Here is a 17,946-nt window from a genome sequence, read left to right as displayed (position 1 = left end):
TGAAAGCCGAACACGGAGGTTTTTATGTCCCGTATCTTCAAGCTTGGCCTGAACGGCGTAATTTTCCTAATGGCCGCGCATTTCTTGGCCACCCCCGGTTACGCCCAGCACACACAGGTCGGCTCTGCCGGATTTATTGTGGCCGGCGGCAAACATCTGAGTTTTCATAAAAACGGCCGTCACAAGATAAACCGGTATTTCGTGGCCCCGAAAGCCAAGTCACATGCCAAGCACCCCAAGGTGCATACCAAAAAGCCGACCCCGGTTTATCGATACACCGCCCCCAAACGGCGTGTCCTCGGCCATATCCCCTATGGATCGGTCAAGCGACACAAATTCAAATCATTCAAGTTCAAGCATTCCTACGGCTTCCAAAGGCACTAAACGGTGTTTGCGCACTGCAAAAAGCAGCCTGCCCGATAGCCGCAAACGCAGGCAAGAAAAAACCGCCTCGAATGGCGGCTGCAATCCCCAGATTGGTGCAGGCGGTCCGCATCCGGGCCGCCTGCGAATGGCTTATTGAGTAATCGGGTCGCAGACCGTCTGACCAGCCTCGGTTGTGGCCAATTGATAACCGCCCGGGCAGCTAGGTGTGCCGGCTTTGTCATAGCTGGGCTGAACGTAAACAGGTGTCGGTTCTTCCTGCTGCGCGCAGGCAGTCAGGATCAGTGCAAATGCGCCAACAGCAGCGAGTTTCAGTTTCATGTCCGTCAATCCTCTATTACTTTTCTGATATTGCCCAGCTTTTCGGGGCCAGATTCAGAATACGGGCTGAACGACAATCTGGCAACTGAATCGATCACGTCTTTGTGAGTCACAGCGAATCCATGCCAATCCGAGGCCGCAGTGGTGATCATTGCAGCGTCGCAACTATCCTTTTGGCGTCAGCGCCCTAAACTGTTGCAGCGAGATCAGCAAAAGACGGAGAAGCCACATGTCAGACGCACCCATCATTGCCCAGAAATCACCTTTTCCGGTCGAGGTGGTCGAAGGGAAAACCTATTTCTGGTGCGCCTGCGGAAAATCCGGCCGCCAGCCGTTTTGCGACGGATCGCATAAAGGCACCGGATTTGAACCCATGAAATATACAGCGGATAAAAGTAAAAAGATCTTCTTTTGCGGGTGCAAACACAGCTCGAAACCGCCTTTGTGCGACGGAACGCACAGCGGGCTTTGATCAGGTTTTCAGTCCATTCAAGGTCTCGGCATTCGGGCAAAAATCCGGGGCCGTGGCCGCCTGGCCCTGCTGCCGGGCCAGCCAGTATTCGCATTGCACGTCACATCCGGCAGCGCGGCACCGCGTGACAAGCTCGGCGTATTGTTCCGGCGAAAGGCGTCCGTCGGCCATCACTTCGGTCATGGAAATGCCCATACAGCGCGAAACCGAGCGTGTAAGCCAGAAATGCTTTTCGATTTCCCCTAACGCGACCTGAGACATCAAGCGTGCTCCTTCTGCTTGGCTTTGAGGGCGGCAAAACACTTGCGATTCGGGCATGAAAACGGGGCCTGTTCGACCTGCTCACGCCGTTCCAACCACTCCGGGCAGTCCTTGGCCCAGGAACAGCCGCGGCACTGCTGCACGATTTCCGCCCATTCTTCTTGTTTCAGATGACCGCTCCGATAGGCTGCGGCCAAATCGGTTCCGGTTGCTCGCCCCATGCGCAACACCAAACGCAGATGGGTCATGATTTCGCCCAGACGTGTCATGGCGCACCTGTATGTTAAGGCAGGAGATTGTCGAGCAATTCCTGATTTCGGCAGTATTCGGGCGTACGCCGAGCAGAACCGGGATTGTTCAGCAAACTCTTGCAGTGATCCGGGTTCGGGCAGTCGGTACAGCGCAAAACAGCGTCAGAGATCTGGTCCACAGAAACGGAGCCATCAATGGCGGCTTCCTCAAGATCAATGTCCAGCATTCTGGCCATATCGTCCACCAATCCGGCATGCAGCCGCAGGGTCTCTTGGGTGGGCATGCTGTTTCCTTTCGCTTTCACGCTGTGTCCAAAGGGTAGCGCATCCGCGAGGGCAAACATTGACTCAGGTCAAGATTGGACGCCGATGTGATCCAGATAGGCCCGCGTGGCATCCTGAACACGGCGAAAGCGATCCCCTCCCAGTTTCTTGCCGCCGTACCAGCGCGTCACGATAATTACATGATCTTTCAGCCCGGCGCGTTCGATCATACGTAGGATCACCATGCCCGCCCCGCTTTCCCCGTCATCGGCTTTCAACGCGCCGGTCGGCAAAGCCGCAGCCCAGGTGTTATGGGTGGCTTTGGCATAGCCCTTGTCGGATTTCAAATCGTCCAGAACGGCGTCGATTTCAGCCCGCGTCGTGACCTGCGCCCCGGACACCGCGTATTTCGAACCGCGATCCGTCAAGATAACCCCCAGACATGTAAGCGCGGTCATTGGGACAGACCCAGTTGCTCTGCTGTTTCCAGCACGATCTGAACGCGTTGAGCATTTGGCGGGTGGGTTCCCAAAAATCTGTCACCGGGATCCGGGATCCGATCAAAGAATTTTGCCCCAACCAACGGATTGTATCCCGCGCTATAGGTGATGATGGTTCCCAACTGGTCTGCCTCCAGCTCAAAGTCTTTCACGTAGGCCTGAACACCGACCTGCGCACCCAGCTTTTGCGCTTCCTCTATTGCAGCGGCATCCCCGCCACGCAACTGCGCCACCCGCCCGAACTCGGCCGCGCTGGCGCTGGCGATTTCACTCTGTCTGGCGATATGCCCCAACACGTGGTGGGCTGCTTCGTGCCCCATGACAAACGCCAGTTCATCCGCGTTCTGGGTGGATTCGATCATCGAGCGGGTGAATATGATCACCGGCTGCTTTTTGTTGTCCAGCGTCTGAAACGCATTGGCCGATGCCTGAGGGTTCAGGTCAACAAGAATCCGGAAGTCGCAATTCTGCCCAGTCGTCTGTTTCAGGCACTGGCTACGGGCTTCGGCCCCGACCGCCCGGCTGACCTCGCGAAAGGTTTGCACCATGGGTTCGGCCTCTGGTTCATCCCCCAGCCATTCCTCGGCGGGTTGGACACGCAAGGCCCCCTCTCCGCACGCAGCAAGCAGCAGGGACAGCAATAAAACAAACCATCTGTGCATGTCATATCCTTTGAGGTCGAATGGCCGTGATTTCAACATAGTACGAGCGAACCGGCGAAACCACACCGCCGGCTCAACGAACGGCTTGCATTGCGCCTCGGCGGCCTGCACTCTGGTCTCATGTTTTCGATTGAGCATGAATTCGACTCGACGGTCATTACGCTTGTGGACGAAGGTGAAAGACCTTTGCAGGAAGATGTTGTGATCAATAATTTCGCCGAATGCGTCACGCTGGAGCAACTGGATCCCCGTACCGATCAAATACAAAGGATCACTTTGTCACCGGAGCAGGTGCGGGATCTGGCGGCCGCGCTGGACCTGCCCGAAGGCGTTTATCAGATTCGCGAAACCGGGCCTCAGGGGTCATAGACAAACACCTTGATCCGTGCGGATTGCCCGTGTTTCAGTGTCAGGGTTGAAGGCGCGACACCAAGGCATTTTGCAAGTAGTGACTGCACAGCGCTATTGGCTTTACCGTTTTCAGGTGGGGCTGTCACGAAAACCCTGATCTGATCTTCTTCAACGATCACGCGATCACGGGCCGCCTTTGGCGTCACCTTCAGTTTGAACGTAGCCTCTGCCCGCGCCAGCGCGCTGAGGTCCGGCAAATCGCGTAGTTTGGATTTCGTCATTGTTTCCCCCTTCTTTCAATAATCTTGCATGAAGGACATCGGAATGAAATTGATCCACGCAATCGATCGGCGCGCCCTTGAAACGGGCTGAACGCCGACCAAGATACAGAGTCGTGATGTAAAGGAAGTTAACATATGTCCCTGAAAAACCCCGTCGCTCTGGAGTTTTTACAGTCGCGCCGGTCCCGGCCCGCCAAGACACTGGTTGCACCGGCCCCGACCCGGGAAGAGTTGCTGCCCCTGCTGACGGCCGCAGCGCGCAGCCCCGATCACGGCAAACTGGAGCCGTGGCGGTTCATCGTTCTCGAAAAGGGCGCCATGCCTCGTCTGGCGGCCCTGACCGAGACCTGCGGACAAAAGCTGAACAAAAGCCCGGAAGACATCACCAAAGCCCGCAGCCAGTTCGATATGGGGCATCTGGCAGTTGCGATCATCGAGGTTCAAAAACCATCCGAGAAGATTCCGGCCATCGAACAAACCTACTCCGCTGGCGCGGTCTGTCTGGCCCTGCTGAACGCCGCGCTGGCTGCGGGCTGGGGCGCAAATTGGCTGTCGGGTTGGCAAACACATGATCGCGAATTCTGCGTCGACGCATTTGGACTTGCTGAAAACGAACGTGTGGCCGGGTTGATTCATATCGCCACCGAGGGGACGGCCCCGCCGGAACGCCCGCGGCCCGATGTGGCCGCGCTGACAGAGTGGGTTACGAAATGATTATCCTGTACGCCTTTTTCAGCGCACTTGGCCAGATCGGAGATCCCAAGTTCCGGGCCGTCTTGCTGCGCGGTGTGGGGTTGACCATTCTGTTGCTGGTTCTCGCCTGTGCAGGTGCGATCTGGTTGATCAACTGGTTGTCAGGCAGTGAAATCTCTCTGCCATTTGTGGGTGCTGTCCCGTGGCTGAACGACGTCCTGAACTATTCCGGTATCGTCCTTGTCCTTGTTTTGCCTGTTTTTCTGATGGTGCCGGTCGCATCGGCCATCACCTCGATCTTTCTGGACGAGGTGGCACAGGCGGTTGAGGACAAGCATTTTCCGGCTTTGCCGCCCGCACGACGCATCCCTGTCTCAGAGGCGGTTATGGACGGTCTCAGCTTTCTTGGAGTTCTGATTGTCGCAAACCTGCTGGCGCTGATCCTGTACGCAATTTTCACCCCGCTTGCGCCTTTCATCTTCTGGGCCATGAACGGGTTCTTGCTCGGGAGGGAATACTTCACCCTGGTTGCGATGCGAAGAATCGGGCGCGACGGGGCACGCAAGCTGCGGTCCAAACACTCGACAACGATCTGGGTGGCGGGCACCTTGATGGCCATTCCTCTTTCAGTGCCGCTGGTGAACCTGGTGATCCCGATCATCGGGGCCGCCACGTTCACCCATATATATCACGCCGTGTCCGGCCAATAGGCCTGACGGGGATTACCTTGGCTCCAGCTGATTCAGCCAGTCGAAATCCCGCACTGAGATCACGCCCGACAGGATGATCCCGGCGATGATCGCCCACAGAACCACAGAGATACCGGTGGTGATCCACATCTTTCTTTTCATGTGATGCACTTCCGGCGCGCCCGCATGCGTGCCAGGAACGATATCACCCAGATCGCCCTGGGTTTTGATGCGAATGGGCAGCACCACCAACAACGTCATGAACCAGATGACGGCGAACAACACTAGTGCGGCAGTAATGGTCATTTCAGGCCCTCCGAGGGTGGGGGATTACACCTGCTCCAGTTCGACCAGGCAGCCGTTGAAATCCTTGGGATGCAGAAACAGAACCGGTTTTCCATGCGCACCGATCTTGGGCTCACCTGATCCCAGAACACGCGCGCCGGTTGCTTTCAGATGATCGCGGGCAGCGATGATATCCTCGACCTCATAACATACATGGTGGATGCCGCCGGACGGGTTCTTTTCCAAAAACCCGTTGATCGGGCTGTCATCGCCCAGTGGGTACAAAAGTTCGATCTTGGTGTTTGGCAACTCGATGAACACAACCGTGACACCGTGATCCGGCTCATCCTGCGGTGCGCCGACCTTGGCGCCCAGCGCATTGCGGTATTGCTCGGACGCCGCTTCAAGATCGGGTACGGCGATGGCTACGTGGTTCAGGCGTCCAATCATGTTTCACTCCTGCTGTCCTGCGTTGGTTGGGTTATGGGGGCTGATCCGCCAAAGGACAAGTGCGCCAAATCGCGCGTTAACGTCGTGTTAGCCAGAAGTTCCTAGCGTGAGGCATCTGCTGCATAGGAGAGCTGCCATGGACGATTCGGGCCTACTTGCCACCACCACCGCCGCGCCTACCGCGACTCGACCCTTGCTGGGTCAGACCATACTGGTTGTCGAAGACAGCCGGTACGCTTGCGATGCCATCCGCCTGATGTGCCTGCACAGCGGCGCACGTATTCGCCGCGCGGATTGTCTGAAATCGGCCCGAAGGCATCTGCAGATCTATCGGCCTTCGGTCATACTGGTCGATATGGGCCTGCCGGACGGGTCCGGTGCCGACCTGATCGCCGAATTGGCGGATACCACGCCCCGTATCAGCGTCATCATGGGCCTGTCGGGCGATGACGCCAGCGAAGACGTGGCTCTTGCGGCCGGAGCGGATGGATTTTTGTCCAAACCTCTAAAATCAATGTCTTATTTTCAGAAATCCATTCTGGAACGCCTGCCGGAAGATCAGCGGCCTTGCGGGTTGCATGCGGTACGCGATGAAATCATCCACCCGGACCCTCTGGCCTATCAGGACGACATGGCCCACATCGCCGATGTGCTCGCAGGTCCCAACGATCATCGCACATTGGACTACGCCGCACAGTTCCTACAGGGAGTCGCGCGCGATGCAGACGACAGACCCCTGGCGGAAGCCGCGCGAAAGCTGGCACTGTCACGCGCAAACGGGACACCGATCACCGCGCAGGCAGCGCAGGTTGCCGGGATGGTACAGAACCGTCTGGAACTGCGAGAGGCAATTTGAAATGGTCACAGCCTGTTTCATCACTGCGACCCTTTTGTGCGTTTGGCTTTACCGCCAGACACGGCATACAGCGCGTTCCATTCGTGTCAATCGGAACAATCTGAAAAATCCGCTGGACTGACACGCGAAACCTGCGTGGAAATACCGCCCGCTTTTTAGCGGACGGTCATTGATCAGTCCTGAGGGATAATGCGAAGACCCAGCTCCATCAACTGATCCGAGGTCGGATCCGAAGGTGCGTCCATCATCAGATCTTCAGCGCGTTGGTTCATCGGGAACATCATGACTTCGCGGATATTGGCCTCGTCCGCCAGCAACATCACGATCCGGTCGATACCGGCCGCGCAACCACCGTGTGGCGGTGCGCCGTAGTGGAAGGCGTTGAACAGGGCGCCAAAGCGGGATTTCACTTCATCCTCGCCATAGCCAGCCAATTCAAAGGCCTTCAGCATAATTTCCGGCTTGTGGTTTCGGATCGCGCCTGAAACCAGCTCGTACCCGTTACACGCCAGATCATACTGATAACCGCGCACATCCAGCGGGTTGCCCTGCAACGCGTCCATGCCGCCCTGCGGCATCGAGAAAGGGTTATGTTCAAAGTCGATCGCGCCGGTTTCTTCATCCTGCTCGTAAATCGGGAAGTCCACGATCCACGCAAAGGCAAAGCGGTCTTTTTCGGTCAGGTTCAATTCCTCACCGATCACGTCGCGTGCCTTACCGGCGACCTTTTCAAAGGCTTTCGGTTTGCCACCCAGGAAGAAGGCTGCATCGCCTACGCCCAGACCTAATTGCTGACGGATTGCCTCGGTGCGCTCGGGGCCGATGTTCTTGGCCAGCGGACCCGCAGCCTCCATCCCTTCACCCTGATCGCGCCAGAAGATATAGCCCATGCCCGGCAGACCTTCTTTTTGGGCAAAGGCGTTCATACGGTCACAGAACTTACGGCTGCCACCAGTCGGGGCCGGGATGGCTCGGATTTCGGTGCCTTCCTGCTCTAGCAATTTGGCGAATATCGCAAAGCCAGAACCACGGAAATGCTCAGATACAACCTGCATCTTGATAGGGTTCCGCAGGTCGGGCTTGTCGGTGCCGTACCAGAGCGCTGCATCCTTGTAGGAAATCTGCGGCCATTCCTGATCAACCTTGCGGCCCCCGCCGAACTCTTCGAACACACCGGTTAGAACGGGCTGGATCGTGTCGAACACATCCTGCTGCTCGACAAACGACATCTCAAGGTCAAGCTGGTAGAAATCGGTGGGCGAGCGGTCAGCACGCGGGTCTTCATCACGGAAACACGGCGCGATCTGGAAATACTTGTCAAAGCCCGACACCATGATCAGCTGTTTGAATTGCTGCGGGGCCTGCGGTAGCGCGTAGAACTTGCCCTGGTGCAGACGCGAAGGCACCAAAAAGTCGCGCGCGCCTTCCGGTGAGGACGCGGTGATGATCGGCGTCTGATACTCGCGGAAACCCTGATCCCACATCCTTTTACGCATGGATGCGACAACGTCCGAGCGCAGGGTCATGTTCTGCTGCATAGCCTCGCGGCGCAGGTCCAGATAGCGATAGCGCAGGCGGGTTTCCTCGGGGTATTCCTGATCACCGAAGACCATCAGCGGCAATTCGTCGGCGGCTCCCAGAACTTCCAGCTCGCGTACATAAACTTCAATCTCGCCGGTGGGCAGTTTCGGGTTCACCAGGTCCGTGTCGCGGGCTTTGACGGTGCCGTCGATGCGGATACACCATTCAGACCGCACCTTTTCCAACTCGGCAAAGGCGGCACTGTCGCCGTCGCACAGGATCTGAGTTACGCCGAAATGGTCGCGCAGGTCGATGAACAGCACGCCCCCATGATCTCGAACCCGATGCACCCAACCGGACAGGCGAACGGTTTCTCCAACATTGGCGGCGGTCAAGGCGGCGCAGGTGTGGCTGCGGTAGGCGTGCATGGAATATCCCTTCGGGCGCAGAATTCGTCGCGCCGATACACCCTGTCAGACCCGGAAAGTCAAGGCGGGTCGCCCTTTCAAAACGGCCTTTGCACATTGCCTGAGTAGAAATAGACACCCAGCCCCACCGCAAAGATGATATTGCCTGCAATCGCGTGCAGCAGTACCGCATAGAAGAATGACCCGCGCTGCCGGTAGGCCCAGGTGAACAGTAGCCCGCCGACAAGTGTCATCAGGGCGACGATCCAACTCCAGTACATCAGGTGTGCGAACGAGAATATGGCCGCGTTCAGCAGATAGGCCGCGCGCCCTTCTGGCAGGATCGCGTGATAGCGGCGAAAGAACAAAGGGCGGAACAGCAGCTCCTGTGGCAGCGCTGATAAAAGTGGGTAGCCGACCCAGATGAGGGCCAGCATTTCGGGGCGGTGCATAAGCAGGAAGAACGCGGCATCCGGACGTGTGATCTGTATCAGTCCTACGCAAAAGACGGTCACGATGGCAGAGAACAGAGCAATCTCGCGCAGGGTCCAGCTGGCCCAGCCATAACGAAGCTCAGCCCATTGAAATCCGGGCGTCCGGTGCAGAAGAACGATCCCTAGCCCGGTCAGTGCAAACAGGGCCGGAAACATCCAGTTCGGTGGAAAGAGAACAGCGATCAGCAACGGGAAGCCGATATAGAAGATGCCGAATTCCAGCCGCAGCCGTCGCAATGCTACCGGCGGTCCGACCATCGTGCTGTTTTTTGTCACCTGTCTATAAGCTCCACCTCGATCAGTCCGCGCAATGAATTGCCCATGTATACAGTTTGGGCGTTTTTCAGGTCGGTCAAGGTCAGAACGGCTTCGGTGACCGTTTCATTATCCAGCAGTTCTTCCCGCAGTATCCCCGGCAAAAGCCCGCTGGACAGAGCGGGTGTCAGAACCCGGCTATCAGGCATTTTCAAAAACAAATTCGTGATGGTGCCTTCACACAGCTCATCCAGTTCATTCAGAAACAACAGCTCATTCACCCCCTCTGGCAGTGCAGCGCGCGAAGAGTCGTAGAGCGCACGGCGCGTGGTCTTGTGACGCAACCAAAGGTCATTCGAAGCCAGACGCTGATTTGACAGAGCGACGCGCCAGATCCTGGGATTGTCCACCAGTTCGCCGGTTGTCAGATCGACCGAACCCGACACATCCAGCGTAAGGCGGCAACGCAGCGGGGTGTCGCAAGCCGCGCTTTTCAGCCGGGCGGTCGCTTCATCCGGATTGAAAGGAATCTCAAACACCCGCGCAGTGCGGGCCATTCGTGCAAGATGGCGGTCCAGCCTTACAAAGCCTTGACCTGGCCGGAGGGCCAGTGTTTCGATCAGGCTGAAATCAGGTTCAGCTGGCGGGCGAAGCGGGCTTTCCATAACGCCTCCTCATACTCTGATGGGGCGGTGCTGTCCCAAACGACGCCACCGCCTACGTTCAGAGTGGCGTGATCATCTTCAAGCATCAAGGTGCGGATGGCCACGTTGAACTCGGACCGTCCATCAGGTGCGGCCCAGCCAATTGTACCGCAATAGATGTCGCGCGCCCATGGCTCCAGTTCCGCCAGAATTTCCATCGCGCGGATCTTGGGGGCTCCGGTGATCGACCCGCAGGGAAACAGTGCTGTCAGAATTTCACCCAACCCCACGCATTTGTGCAGCTGCGCCCGCACCAGCGAGACCATCTGATGTACGGTGGCATAGGTTTCCACCCGGAACAGGTCAGGCACATGAACGGATCCGGGCAGCGCGACGCGGCTGATGTCATTTCGCAGCAGGTCAACAATCATCAGATTCTCGGCCCGATTCTTTTCGTCCGTGGTCAGAAAAGCCCGGCGGCGCGCGTCCTCATCCGGGTCTTCACTGCGCGGTTGCGTGCCCTTCATCGGTCGGGTTTCGATCCGTCCACCCTCATCGGTGCGGAAAAACAACTCCGGCGAGCGGCTGAGCAGATCGGGCAACCCATCCTGCTGCACCAGCGCTCCGTGGCCTACTGGCTGCCCCACCGCCAGCGCGGCATAGAGCGTTTCGCTGTTGCCCGAGACGGTCAGATCAATCGGAAAGGTCAGGTTGGCCTGATAGATGTCACCAGCACCGATGGCGTCATGCACGGTCTGATACGCCTTGCTGTAACGCGCTTCATCCCAGCGGGGCCGGAATGCGCCCACGTCACCCGCAGGCGACGGAAGGGCGACCCGATCCGGTGCATCATAGACCCCAAAGCACACCAAAGGCAGACGTCGTTCTTCCGGCAAAAGACCGTTGAGCCGGGACTCGAGCGCATAGCCCAGCTCGTAACTGGCATACCCTGCCAGCCAGGCACCACCTGCGCGCGCCTCGTCCAGTGCCGCCAGAGCCTGGGGCACGTCTTCCGCCACATCCGCGCGGATCACCTGAGACGGACGCTGAAACCGGGTTCCTCGCCCGGCCGGTCCCTGATCGAAACGAATACGCACTTGCATCCTCATTTGCCGTGAGGGGCCGTATAGAGAATACTCTGCCAAGTGAAAGAGGGGAAAGCGGCAATTTCGCCCCTGTTTCCGATACCTCTTGCACCTTTTTGCGCGGTCCCTATAACGCAGGACAATTTGGGCGCTGGGGCGGTGCCCTGACTCGCGGACAATCGAAGGAACAAGGCCATGCCGAGAAGAACCGACATCCAGTCGATCATGATCATTGGGGCGGGCCCCATTGTTATTGGTCAGGCCTGCGAATTCGACTATTCCGGCGCTCAGGCCTGCAAGGCCCTGCGCGAAGAAGGCTACCGGGTTATTCTGGTGAACTCAAACCCGGCGACGATCATGACCGACCCCGGCCTGGCAGATGCCACTTATATCGAGCCGATCACGCCCGAGGTTGTCGCCAAGATCATCGAGAAAGAACGCCCCGACGCCCTGTTGCCTACCATGGGCGGGCAGACCGGCCTGAACACCTCGCTGGCACTGGAAGAGATGGGCGTGCTGGAGAAATTCGGCGTCGAGATGATCGGCGCCAAGCGCGAGGCCATCGAAATGGCCGAGGACCGCAAGCTGTTCCGCGAGGCGATGGATCGACTGGGTCTGGAAAACCCCAAGGCGACCATCGTGACCGCCCCCAGGCGCGAAGACGGAACCACCGATCTGGACGCCGGTGTGCAGATGGCGCTGGATGAGCTGGATGAAATCGGCCTGCCCGCCATCATCCGTCCGGCCTTTACGCTGGGCGGGACCGGCGGTGGCGTGGCCTACAACCGTGAGGATTACATCCATTTCTGCCGCTCTGGCATGGATGCCTCGCCGGTAAACCAGATCCTTGTCGATGAAAGCCTGCTGGGCTGGAAGGAATACGAGATGGAGGTGGTGCGCGACACCGCCGACAACGCCATCATCGTCTGCTCGATCGAAAACGTCGATCCGATGGGCGTGCACACAGGTGACTCGATCACCGTGGCCCCTGCCCTGACGCTGACCGACAAGGAATACCAGATCATGCGCAACGGCTCGATTGCCGTTCTGCGCGAGATCGGCGTCGAAACCGGTGGTTCGAACGTGCAATGGGCCATCAACCCCGAAGACGGCCGCATGGTCGTGATCGAGATGAACCCGCGCGTGTCCCGGTCTTCTGCATTGGCCTCGAAAGCGACCGGTTTCCCGATTGCCAAGATCGCAGCCAAGCTGGCCGTTGGCTACACGCTGGACGAGCTGGACAACGATATCACCAAGGTCACGCCCGCCTCGTTCGAGCCGACCATCGATTATGTTGTAACCAAGATTCCGAAATTCGCGTTCGAGAAATTCCCCGGCTCGGAACCCTACCTGACCACCGCTATGAAGTCGGTGGGTGAGGCGATGTCCATCGGCCGCACGATCCACGAATCGATGCAGAAAGCTCTGGCGTCGATGGAATCGGGCCTGACCGGCTTTGATGAGATCGAAATCCCCGGCCTGAACGTGGGCCTGTGGGACGAAGCCGACGACAAGGCCGCCGTGATCAAAGCGATCAGCCAGCAAACGCCTGACCGTCTGCGCACCATCGCGCAAGCGATGCGTCATGGCCTGACCGATGACGAGATATTTGGTGTCACCAAGTTCGACCCGTGGTTCCTGGCCCGCATCCGCGAGATTATCGAGGCAGAACGTCAGGTCCGTAAAGACGGTCTGCCCGTCACCGAGGACGGCATCCGAAAGCTGAAAATGCTGGGCTTCACCGATGCGCGTCTGGGCAACCTGACGGGCCGCGACGAAGACAACATCCGCCGGGCGCGCCGCAATCTGGGCGTTACAGCCGCGTTCAAACGCATCGACACCTGCGCCGCCGAGTTCGAGGCGCAGACGCCCTATATGTACTCGACCTACGAAGCCCCCATGATGGGTGACGTAGAATGCGAGGCGCGTCCGTCTGACCGTAAGAAAGTCGTCATCCTTGGCGGTGGCCCAAACCGGATCGGTCAAGGCATCGAGTTCGACTATTGCTGCTGCCACGCCTGTTTTGCGCTGACCGAAGCAGGCTATGAAACCATCATGATCAACTGCAACCCCGAGACCGTGTCGACCGACTACGACACCTCGGATCGTTTGTATTTTGAACCGCTGACTTTCGAACACGTCATGGAAATCCTGACCAAGGAACAGGAAAACGGAACACTGCACGGTGTGATCGTTCAGTACGGTGGTCAAACCCCCCTGAAACTGGCCAACGCACTGGAAGCCGAAGGTATTCCGATCCTGGGCACCACTCCGGATGCCATCGACCTGGCCGAAGACCGCGAGCGGTTCCAGGCGCTGGTCAATGAACTGGGCCTGAAACAGCCAAAAAATGGCATCGCCTCGACCGACGAACAGGCGCTGGAGATTGCCGAAGAGATCGGCTTCCCACTGGTCATCCGCCCCTCTTACGTACTGGGCGGCCGTGCGATGGAAATCGTGCGCGATATGGATCAGTTGAGACGCTACATCAACGAAGCCGTGGTGGTCTCGGGCGACAGCCCGGTTCTGCTGGACAGCTATCTGTCTGGCGCCGTGGAACTGGATGTCGATGCCCTGTGCGATGGCACCGATGTACACGTCGCGGGCATCATGCAGCATATCGAAGAAGCCGGCGTTCACTCGGGCGACTCGGCCTGCTCGCTGCCGCCCTATTCACTGTCGAAAGAGATCATCGGGCAGATCAAGGATCAGACGTTCAAGCTGGCCAAGGCGCTGAACGTTGTCGGCCTGATGAATGTCCAGTTCGCGATCAAGGATGACGAGATCTACCTGATCGAGGTGAACCCGCGCGCCTCGCGCACCGTGCCGTTCGTGGCAAAGGCCACCGACAGTGCGATTGCGTCCATCGCCGCGCGCGTCATGGCAGGCGAAAAGCTGGCGAGTTTCCCGCAGCGCCCGCCATACAAGACCGTGGACGACACCAAGATCGCCGATCAGATGACGCTGGCCGACCCTGATATGCCGTGGTTCTCGGTGAAAGAGGCGGTTCTGCCCTTCGCCCGTTTCCCGGGCGTCGACACGATCCTGGGTCCGGAAATGCGCTCGACCGGCGAGGTCATGGGCTGGGACCGCGATTTCCCGCGCGCCTTCCTCAAGGCGCAGATGGGCGCGGGCATGGTCCTGCCGACCTCGGGCCGGGCCTTTATTTCGATCAAGGATGCCGACAAGGGCGCGGCGATGCTTGAGGCCGCACAGGTTCTGGTCGAACAAGGCTTCACGCTGGTCGCCACCCGCGGCACGCAAAGCTGGCTGGCGGAACAGGGTGTGCCATGCGATGTGGTCAACAAGGTCTATGAGGGTCGCCCGGACGTGGTCGACATGCTGAAAGACGGTCAGGTTCAACTGCTGATGAACACCACCGAAGGCGCACAGGCGGTAGAGGACAGCAAGGCCATCCGGTCCATCGCGCTCTATGACAAGATCCCGTATTACACCACTGCGGCCGCAAGCCATGCTGCCGCTCTGGCAATCAAGGCGCAGGCTGAAGGGGATGTCGAGGTGAAATCCCTTCAGGGTTAACTTGCTTGGCCTGAGCCACAATTGGCTCATTCATGAACGTACAGATGCGCGCCCGTTGACCTGATCTCAACGGGCGCGCATCTAATTCGGGCACAAGGAAAGTGGATCAATCCGCATATTTCTGGTTCTCACGTTACATACAGTTCTGGCTGCATGTGATGTGCCGTTTGTCCCATTGATCTGATCCAACCGGGTCCGTCCGATCAAGCCCGGACCCGGTCACAGACCGTTTTCAGACTGCCTGTGCCTCGCGTTTTTCATCCCGCGCAAAGAAGAGCAGGTAGAACACCGGCGCGGCAACCATTGTCAGGACGGTCGCAAAAGCCAGCCCGCCCATGATCGTCACCGCCATCGAGACAAAGAACGCGTCCGTCAGCAAAGGCGCCATACCCAGAATGGTCGTGATGGCCGCCAGCATAACAGGACGCAAACGTGAGACGGAGGCTTCGACGATGGACTCGCGCAGGGGTTTACCTGTGGCGCGAACAAGGTCGATCTCTTCCACCAGAACGATACCGTTCTTGATCAACATTCCCGACAGGCTGAGCAGACCCAGAAGGGCCGTAAAGGTGAAGGGCAAACCTGTTCCCAACAGGCCAATCACCACGCCGTTTACCGACATCGGAACCAGCAGCCAGATGATGATCGGCTGACGGATTGCATTGAACAGCAGAACCGAGATCAACACCATTATCAGCAGGCTCAGCGGCAATTGCTTACCCAGACTTTCCTGCGCATCGCGCGAGTTTTCGAACTCGCCACCCCATTCCATCTTGTAGCCCGGTGGCAGTTCGATTGCCTCGATGGCGTCCCGCACTTCGGCATGCACATGTGCAGCCGTCAGATCGGGCGGGATGTCAGCGCCGACGGTGATGGTCAGAACACGGTCGCGACGGTGAACCAGCGTATTGAGGGATTTGTACTCGAATCCATCGACCATCTGTTCGATTGGTACAAATTTCCCGGACTGATCCGAGTACACCACCTGATCGACAATCGAGTAATCTCCATCAGCCGGTCGGCGCAGGATGATCGGAATCAAACGATCCCGTTCGCGGAACACGCCGCCGGTGATGCCGTCGGTCGAGAATTGTAGGGTGGCCGCGATATCCTCGCGCGTGACACCCGCGGTCTGCGCCCGTTCTGTGGCATAGATCGGTTGCACCGCCAGTTCCTGTTCGCGCCAGTCATGATGAACGAGCAGCGCGTTGGGCGACGCCGCTGCCATGCGCTGCACGGCCTCGTCCGCAAGTTGTCGCAGAACCACCGGATCGCTGCCCGAGAACCGGGCCTGAATCGGATCGCCGCCACCGGGGCCAAAGACCAGACGCTTGGTTCCGAACTCTCCTTCCGGGAACTGGACCGACCCGAACGCTTCCAGGTCCGCCTGCAATGCCGGGATGTCATCCAGGCTTTCCGTGCGGATGATCATGTGGCCATAGCTCGGGTTCGGTTTTTCCGCCGAATAGGTCAGCATGAACCGGGTTGCCCCCTGACCGACGAATGTCGTGACCGAAACCACATCTTCGCGTTGGGCCAGCCAGTCTTCGAACACCGCCATATCCTGCGCCGTACGTGCAATCGGTGTGCCCTGTGGCAGCTTGTAATGCACAAAGAACAAAGGCGTGTTCGAATTGGGGAAGAACTGCTGTTTCATCAGCCCAAACCCGGCGTAGCACACCACCGTTACTCCAACGAGCCCGGCAACAACCAGCCAGCGGAAGCGCAGCGCAAAGCGCAGGATCGCACCATAGGTGCGGAACAGGATGCCTCCGTAAGCGTCGATCTCACCTTCCTTGCCTTGCTTGAAGAAATAGTGGCCAAGCAAGGGCGTCACAGTGATGGCAAGTATCCAGCTGAGCAGCAATGAGATACCGATCACCGCAAACAGAGAAAACAGAAACTCACCCGTCGCATCCGGGCTGAGCCCGATCCCGGCAAAGGCCATGATGCCGATCACGGTGGCCCCCAGAAGGGGGATCTGGGTTTTTGCCGCCACATCTTCCGCCGCATCGCGCGAATTTTTTCCGCGCAGCATCGCGATCTGCATCCCCTCGGCCACGACGATGGCATTGTCTACAAGCATCCCCATGGCGATGATCAGTGCACCCAGCGAAATCCGCTCCATCTCGATTGAAAACAGCGACATGAACAGAAGCGTGCCGACCACTGTCAGCAGCAATGTCGAGCCGACGACGATGGCCGCGCGCCACCCCATGAAGATACCCAGCACGGCGACCACAATCGTCACTGACATGGCCAGATTGACAAGGAAGTCGTTCGAGGCCTGCTCGACCACCACATGTTGCTGGTAGATCGGCAGAATATCGACCCCGAAGGGGATGTTCGTCTCCAGCTCAGCAAATTTGGCGTCAGCCCGTTTGCCGACCTCGACGATGTTTTCCGTGGCCAGACCAGCGATGCCGAGGGTGAACGCTTCGGTACCGTTATACCGGATCACGATGTCCGGATCGTTCTGACGCGCGCGATAGACATCGGACATGTCGAACAGGTTGATCACCTGCCCTTGCGAGCCGACGGACAGGCCCGCAATGGCCGAGACACTGTCCGAGCCTTCGGCGGTCAGAATGGTGGTGCGGTCGTTTTCAGAGCGTAAGGACCCCGAGGAATTCACCGAGTCCGCATTGGCGATAGCTTCGTTGATTGCTTGAAGCGGGACGTTCTGGTTCACCGAAATCGCAAGGTCGGGTTCGACAAAAATCGCCTCGTCCGGCAGGCCCTGAACCTCGACATCGGCGACACCGTCCACGGTCAGCAATTCCCGTCGCAGAAACGTTGCCAGTTCATGCTTTTCGGCGTCCGAGAACCCTTCGGCGGTCACCGCATAGAACAGGCCGAATACATCACCGAACCCGTCATTCACGTAAGGTTGGCTGACACCCGACGGAAGCCCGCGGGCGGCATCACGCACCTTGGCCCGCAGGCGGGTCCAGATATCGGGTAGTTCGGTGCCGTCGTAAGTCGACTTGATCTCTACCTCGATCAACGATTGTCCGGGTTGGTTGACCGAGGTGATGACATCCACCTCGCCCATTTTCTGGATCGCGGATTCCAAGGGCTCGGACACTTCCAGCGCCACCTGTTCCGCCGTCGCACCGGGATACTGCGTAGCGATGACTGCGTTCTTGATGGTGAAAGCCGGGTCTTCCAAGCGACCAAGCGACGTGAACCCCCAGATGCCCCCAAACAGAGCGATTAGGATAATCAGCCATGTGTAAAGCGGTCGATCGATCGAGGCGCGCGCGATGTTCATCTGTCA

At 58.4% G+C, this 17,946-nt stretch carries 21 protein-coding genes; 7 read left to right on the top strand and 14 right to left on the bottom strand.

The genetic code is table 11. The annotated features are described in order from the left end of the window. Positions 1–24: 24 nt before the first annotated feature. A complete protein-coding gene (locus D1823_RS00205; protein ID WP_117867953.1) occupies positions 25–384 on the top strand; it encodes a hypothetical protein in 360 nt (119 codons plus the stop codon). 132 nt (positions 385–516) lie between these two features. Here D1823_RS00205 and D1823_RS00200 read toward each other — a convergent pair whose 3' ends face one another. Then, positions 517–705 (bottom strand): hypothetical protein, encoded by a 189-nt coding sequence (locus D1823_RS00200; protein ID WP_050604769.1) that lies wholly within the window; start codon positions 703–705, stop codon positions 517–519. A 229-nt stretch (positions 706–934) separates the two neighbouring features. Between D1823_RS00200 and D1823_RS00195 the strand changes: the two genes are divergently transcribed. Continuing rightward, positions 935–1,177 (top strand): CDGSH iron-sulfur domain-containing protein, encoded by a 243-nt coding sequence (locus D1823_RS00195; RefSeq protein WP_117867951.1) that lies wholly within the window; start codon positions 935–937, stop codon positions 1,175–1,177. Here D1823_RS00195 and D1823_RS00190 read toward each other — a convergent pair whose 3' ends face one another. The 5 genes from D1823_RS00190 to D1823_RS00170 all read right to left on the bottom strand — a co-directional run bounded on the left by D1823_RS00190 (position 1,178) and on the right by D1823_RS00170 (position 3,115). Continuing rightward, positions 1,178–1,438: a DUF6455 family protein gene (locus tag D1823_RS00190; protein ID WP_117867949.1), complete on the bottom strand. Its 261-nt coding sequence runs from the start codon at positions 1,436–1,438 to the stop codon at positions 1,178–1,180. Next, entirely contained in the window at positions 1,438–1,707 is a 270-nt protein-coding gene (locus D1823_RS00185; RefSeq protein WP_117867947.1) for a DUF6455 family protein, read from the bottom strand. The genes D1823_RS00190 and D1823_RS00185 overlap by 1 nt, the downstream gene beginning before the upstream one ends. 14 nt (positions 1,708–1,721) lie before the next feature. After that, entirely contained in the window at positions 1,722–1,973 is a 252-nt protein-coding gene (locus D1823_RS00180) for a DUF6455 family protein (RefSeq protein ID WP_117867945.1), read from the bottom strand. A gap of 69 nt (positions 1,974–2,042) precedes the next feature. Next, positions 2,043–2,411 carry a YigZ family protein gene (locus D1823_RS00175; RefSeq protein ID WP_205511884.1) on the bottom strand — a complete coding sequence of 123 codons (369 nt, stop codon included), beginning with the start codon at positions 2,409–2,411 and terminating at the stop codon, positions 2,043–2,045. After that, positions 2,408–3,115 (bottom strand): M48 family metallopeptidase, encoded by a 708-nt coding sequence (locus D1823_RS00170; RefSeq protein WP_117872558.1) that lies wholly within the window; start codon positions 3,113–3,115, stop codon positions 2,408–2,410. Before D1823_RS00170 ends, D1823_RS00175 begins: the two co-directional genes overlap by 4 nt. A gap of 120 nt (positions 3,116–3,235) precedes the next feature. On the opposite strand from D1823_RS00170, the gene D1823_RS00165 reads away from it, so the two are divergent. Further along, positions 3,236–3,484, top strand: coding sequence for a hypothetical protein (locus D1823_RS00165; RefSeq protein WP_117867943.1), 249 nt, complete (start codon positions 3,236–3,238; stop codon positions 3,482–3,484). Here D1823_RS00165 and D1823_RS00160 read toward each other — a convergent pair. Then, on the bottom strand, positions 3,472–3,747 hold the full coding sequence (locus D1823_RS00160) for a DUF167 domain-containing protein (RefSeq protein WP_117867941.1): 276 nt from the start codon (positions 3,745–3,747) through the stop codon (positions 3,472–3,474). The genes D1823_RS00165 and D1823_RS00160 overlap by 13 nt on opposite strands. A gap of 135 nt (positions 3,748–3,882) precedes the next feature. On the opposite strand from D1823_RS00160, the gene D1823_RS00155 reads away from it, so the two are divergent. Then, complete coding sequence (locus D1823_RS00155) at positions 3,883–4,461, top strand: nitroreductase family protein (RefSeq protein ID WP_117867939.1); 579 nt, start codon at positions 3,883–3,885, stop codon at positions 4,459–4,461. After that, the gene (locus D1823_RS00150; RefSeq protein WP_205511882.1) at positions 4,458–5,150 is read left to right on the top strand and encodes an EI24 domain-containing protein; all 693 of its coding nucleotides are present in this window, start codon (positions 4,458–4,460) and stop codon (positions 5,148–5,150) included. Before D1823_RS00155 ends, D1823_RS00150 begins: the two co-directional genes overlap by 4 nt. 12 nt (positions 5,151–5,162) lie before the next feature. Here the strand turns inward: D1823_RS00150 and D1823_RS00145 are convergent, their stop codons facing one another. Beyond that, a complete protein-coding gene (locus D1823_RS00145) occupies positions 5,163–5,435 on the bottom strand; it encodes a DUF1467 family protein (RefSeq protein ID WP_117867937.1) in 273 nt (90 codons plus the stop codon). A 24-nt stretch (positions 5,436–5,459) separates the two neighbouring features. Further along, positions 5,460–5,864, bottom strand: coding sequence for a methylmalonyl-CoA epimerase (gene mce, locus D1823_RS00140; protein WP_117867935.1), 405 nt, complete (start codon positions 5,862–5,864; stop codon positions 5,460–5,462). A 136-nt stretch (positions 5,865–6,000) separates the two neighbouring features. Between mce and D1823_RS00135 the strand changes: the two genes are divergently transcribed. Then, positions 6,001–6,720, top strand: coding sequence for a response regulator (locus tag D1823_RS00135; RefSeq protein WP_117867933.1), 720 nt, complete (start codon positions 6,001–6,003; stop codon positions 6,718–6,720). 173 nt (positions 6,721–6,893) lie between these two features. Here the strand turns inward: D1823_RS00135 and aspS are convergent, their stop codons facing one another. The 4 genes from aspS to D1823_RS00115 all read right to left on the bottom strand — a co-directional run bounded on the left by aspS (position 6,894) and on the right by D1823_RS00115 (position 11,144). Beyond that, positions 6,894–8,669 carry an aspartate--tRNA ligase gene (gene aspS, locus D1823_RS00130; RefSeq protein WP_117867931.1) on the bottom strand — a complete coding sequence of 592 codons (1,776 nt, stop codon included), beginning with the start codon at positions 8,667–8,669 and terminating at the stop codon, positions 6,894–6,896. 77 nt (positions 8,670–8,746) lie between these two features. After that, positions 8,747–9,418, bottom strand: a complete 672-nt coding sequence (locus D1823_RS00125) for a CPBP family intramembrane glutamic endopeptidase (RefSeq protein ID WP_254683762.1) — start codon at positions 9,416–9,418, stop codon at positions 8,747–8,749. Then, positions 9,415–10,062 (bottom strand): aminotransferase class IV family protein, encoded by a 648-nt coding sequence (locus tag D1823_RS00120; protein ID WP_117867929.1) that lies wholly within the window; start codon positions 10,060–10,062, stop codon positions 9,415–9,417. Before D1823_RS00120 ends, D1823_RS00125 begins: the two co-directional genes overlap by 4 nt. Next, positions 10,017–11,144: an aminodeoxychorismate synthase component I gene (locus tag D1823_RS00115; RefSeq protein WP_117867927.1), complete on the bottom strand. Its 1,128-nt coding sequence runs from the start codon at positions 11,142–11,144 to the stop codon at positions 10,017–10,019. Before D1823_RS00115 ends, D1823_RS00120 begins: the two co-directional genes overlap by 46 nt. 177 nt (positions 11,145–11,321) lie before the next feature. Between D1823_RS00115 and carB the strand changes: the two genes are divergently transcribed. Continuing rightward, the gene (gene carB / locus D1823_RS00110) at positions 11,322–14,666 is read left to right on the top strand and encodes a carbamoyl-phosphate synthase large subunit (RefSeq protein ID WP_117867925.1); all 3,345 of its coding nucleotides are present in this window, start codon (positions 11,322–11,324) and stop codon (positions 14,664–14,666) included. 232 nt (positions 14,667–14,898) lie between these two features. On the opposite strand, the gene D1823_RS00105 is transcribed toward carB, so the two are convergent. Further along, positions 14,899–17,940: an efflux RND transporter permease subunit gene (locus tag D1823_RS00105; RefSeq protein ID WP_117867922.1), complete on the bottom strand. Its 3,042-nt coding sequence runs from the start codon at positions 17,938–17,940 to the stop codon at positions 14,899–14,901. Between the last annotated feature and the right edge of the window lie 6 nt (positions 17,941–17,946).

The organism is Ruegeria sp. AD91A (assembly GCF_003443535.1).
Lineage (GTDB): Bacteria > Pseudomonadota > Alphaproteobacteria > Rhodobacterales > Rhodobacteraceae > Ruegeria.
Note: the sequence above shows the minus strand (reverse complement) of the source record. Positions and strands in the feature narration are given on the sequence as shown.